The sequence below is a fragment of the Bradyrhizobium sp. SZCCHNR1098 genome (assembly GCF_032489375.1).
Taxonomy (GTDB): domain Bacteria; phylum Pseudomonadota; class Alphaproteobacteria; order Rhizobiales; family Xanthobacteraceae; genus Bradyrhizobium.
Genome location: NZ_JAUEXY010000027.1, coordinates 1 through 1599 on the forward strand (window position 1 = coordinate 1; position 1599 = coordinate 1599).

Here is a 1599-nt window from a genome sequence, read left to right on the forward strand (position 1 = left end):
TGGTTCGGAAATCCAATCCTAACCCTTCTTGACCACCCGCCGCCCCATAGGATCTGTGGTGACTGCCGCCTGCTTTTCTTCTGCAGGCGGGCCATGGGTTGCGGCCTGCAGCCCGGCATTCCCCGCGCCCTCTGTTTCATGGGGGCGAGACGACCAGCAAAGCTCGGGCGCGAAAGGCGTCGCGACGATGGTTGAACGCGCCCACCTGCCCCGCAACCCCTCCTGCATCGTGATGAGGTGCAGATGGCCCGGCCGAACGATCGTCATGCGGCGGGCCTAGCCGCCGTCGCCCGTTGCGTCCCCGCGGTGCGGACGCACGCGGCTTTCAATCACCGGCTGCCGGGAGCGCGCGCACGAACAGCAACAAGATCTTACATGGCGACATCCGACCTGCGCAAAAGCGCCGCGTCCGCGGCGTGTGTTCGCATCTGTGGCCGCACGCGATCGAACCGATGGCGCTCCTCGCGGTGCAGCCGCGATCGCGTCAACCGTATCGTGAGGAAGTCCCGATGTCGTCACCCACGCCAACAGGACGGCGGGCCATGCTCGTCCTGCTCGCCGTTCTCCTCCTCGGCAACATCGCCGCCATCATCGCGTGGCCGTCGCATTGCGGCACGAGCCCACGGCTCACGATCGGCGCGGCGGTCATGCTCGCCGGCTGCGGCGAGGCCGACGCCGCTGGTCCTCACCTCGAGGCGATGCGGCGGCCGCATCGGGCCTCCGAGCCGGTTGAAATGGCGAGGGCTCCCTGACATCGTGGCCGTCACCCGTGTTCAGCGATCAGCAGCCCGCCGAGATCGAGCGCGGCGACGCGCTGAGGCTGCTGCCGCGCCTTGCGGGCTGATGCGCCTCGTCTCGCCCAAGGAGCTTTCCCGATGTCCTACGCCTTCCTCTTGACCTCGCTGATCGTGGTGGCCTCGCCCGGCACCGGCGTGCTCTACACGCTGGCGGTGGCGCTGACGAAGGGGGCGCGGATGAGCGTCGCCGCGGCGTTCGGCTGCACGCTCGGCATCATCCCGGCGATGCTCGCCGCGATCGTTGGCCTTGCCGCCGTGCTGCACACCAGCGCGCTGGCCTTCGCCGCGCTGAAATGGTGTGGCGTTGCGTATCTCTTGTACATGGCCTGGCAGACGCTCGGGGAGCGTGGCGCGCTCTCGGTGGAGGCCAAGGATGACGCGAAGGACGCAGCGCGCTCGGCCGGGCGAGTGGTGCTGACCGGGTTTCTGGTCAACATCCTCAATCCCAAGCTGTCGATCTTCTTCCTCGCCTTCCTGCCGCAGTTCATCGCCGCGGACGAAGTGCATCCGCTCGCCGCCATGCTCGAGCTGTCGGCCACGTTCATGGCGATGACGTTCGCGGTGTTCGTTGTCTACGGGCTGTTCGCCTCAGCGGTGCGCGATCGCGTCGTCAGCCGCCCCCGGGTGATGGCGTGGCTGCGCCGCGCCTTCGCCGGCGGCTTTGCTTTGCTTGGCGCCCGGCTGGCGCTGAGCGAGCGGTGAGGGCGGCCGATCAAGGGGGGCTGACTGAGCTGCTGCCGGTTTGATGGACACCCGGTCAAGCTAATCCCACCTTGCGCTCGAACTCAACCGGGCTGACGTA

At 67.9% G+C, this 1599-nt stretch carries 2 protein-coding genes; both read left to right on the plus strand.

Annotation, left to right across the window (positions count from 1 at the left end; genetic code table 11):
• Positions 1-542: 542 nt before the first annotated feature.
• Positions 543-752: a hypothetical protein gene (locus QX135_RS32375; protein ID WP_315797374.1), complete on the plus strand. Its 210-nt coding sequence runs from the start codon at positions 543-545 to the stop codon at positions 750-752.
• 123 nt (positions 753-875) lie between these two features.
• A complete protein-coding gene (locus tag QX135_RS32380) occupies positions 876-1499 on the plus strand; it encodes a LysE family translocator (protein WP_316182712.1) in 624 nt (207 codons plus the stop codon).
• Positions 1500-1599 lie beyond the last annotated feature (100 nt).